Annotated in this window: 1 protein-coding gene; it reads left to right on the forward strand. The window is 40.6% G+C overall.

The genetic code is table 11. The features are described from left to right. The first annotated feature begins 236 nt into the window (after nt 1–236). The gene (locus F6K38_RS40460; protein ID WP_287360493.1) at nt 237–1,553 is read left to right on the forward strand and encodes a tetratricopeptide repeat protein; all 1,317 of its coding nucleotides are present in this window, start codon (nt 237–239) and stop codon (nt 1,551–1,553) included. Nucleotides 1,554–1,990 lie beyond the last annotated feature (437 nt).

Genomic DNA, 1,990 nt, shown 5'->3' on the forward strand with positions numbered 1-1,990 from the left:
TGACCGAATTTTTTTATTAATTGCTATACTTATAGAAGTTATTAATGGGAGTTTTGATCCCCCCTAACCCCCCTTAAAAAAAGGGGGGAAAAGAGTAGGCGTATGGTGCGTTAGGGACGGGCTCGGCATCATTTTATAGGTAGTCAGTCTTGGAAGAGTCCGTCCCGTAACGCACCACCAGGTCAAACTGATAGCTGACCGCTGAGCACTGATAGCTAATAGCTGAATAAGTAAAAATGGACGAAGAAAGAAGACAAGCATACCTCGAATTTATCCAGGAACTGCTAACTTGTCCCAGCGGTGAAGTAGTTAAAATTATTGAGAGCAACCGCGAGTTAGTGGATGCATGGTTATTGCAGGTAATGGCACAAGAAGCAGAAAAACTAGCAGCCGATGGCAACCAAAACGCTGCTGACTTTTTAGCTAGTCTCAGGAATCAGCTTTTAGAAATAATTTCAGAATCCTATACCTTAGTTAATCCTTCATCCGAAGACTATCTGGAATTCTTGAAAGAGGTATTGCTAGCAACTGCGTACAGCAATAGCGACCCCACAGTAGTATACCCACTCCTGGAAGAAAACCTAGACAAACTCGATCATAACTTTATCGATATATTGCAAAACTTGGCAAGTGCTAAATTCTCAGATTTGGAACAAAAAATAGCTGAAAAAATTGCTATATATATTGGCAAATTCAGCATCCTAATCAGCAATTTTTTACTCGGAAATAAAGCCAATAACATCGAGATTTACATTGCTGGTTACGAAACGATACTAACAGTTTTTACCCATGAGAGTAACCCCAAAAATTGGGCAAGCACTCAATATAACCTGGGCATTGCCTACAAAAACAGAATTAATGGAGATAAAGCTGATAATTTAGAACTCGCCATAGAAGCATACCAACTAGCTTTATCCGTTCGTACTAAACCAGACTTCCCCGAAAAGTGGGCAAGCACTCAATATAACCTGGGCATTGCCTACAAAAACAGAATCAATGGAGATAAAGCTGATAATTTAGAACTCGCCATAGAAGCATACCAAGTAGCTTTATCCGTTCGTACTAAACCAGACTTCCCCGAAGATTGGGCAAGGACTCAACATAACCTGGGCATTGCCTACAGTGACAGAATCCGTGGAGATAAAGCTGATAATTTTGAACTTGCCATTGCTGCATACCAACTAGCTTTGTCAGTTTATACCGAATCAGACTTCCCAGAAGATTGGGCAACAACTCAAAATAACCTGGGCGATGTCTACAGTGAAAAAATCCGTGGAGATAAAGCTGATAATCTCGAACTTGCCATAGAAGCATACCAACTAGCATTGTCAGTTTATACCAAATCAGACTTCCCCGAAGATTGGGCAAGGACCCAATATAACCTGGGTAATGCTTACAGCAACAGAATACTAGGATATACTAAAAAAAATCTGGAAAATGCGATCGCATCCTATCAAAATGCTTCAGAAATCTACACCCGTGAAGCCTTTACCGAAGATTGGGAAAACGTTCAAGGTAATATTGCTAGACTACTTATTGAGTTAGAAAACTGATATAATTTATACTCCTACTTAGACCAAAGCGTCGCTGTCTGTAGCATTTCTAAATAGGTGATCAACAATCTTGCTGTGTCTTGATGTACCCGACTAAATTACGTAAGAGGGAGTAGGTAGTAGAATTAAGAATTTAGAATTAAGAATTTAGAATTAAGAGGGAGTAGGAAGTAGGGAGCAGGGAGGTAAGCTGATAGCTGACCGCTGACCGCACCTCAAGTAGCGTGGCCAAAGGCCAAGGCTGATAGCTTATAGCTGATAGCTTAATAATAAAACAATGGACAAACAAAGAAGACAACAATACCTCAAATTGCTCCACCAACTCCTAACTTGTCCCAAGGGCAAAGAAGTCCAACTTCTTAATAGCAACCGCGAGTTAGTGGATGCGGAATTCTTACAGGTAATGGCACAATCAGCAGACTATCTGACAGCAAAGG

The sequence above is a fragment of the Moorena sp. SIO3B2 genome (genome assembly GCF_010692525.1).
Lineage (GTDB): Bacteria > Cyanobacteriota > Cyanobacteriia > Cyanobacteriales > Coleofasciculaceae > Moorena > Moorena producens.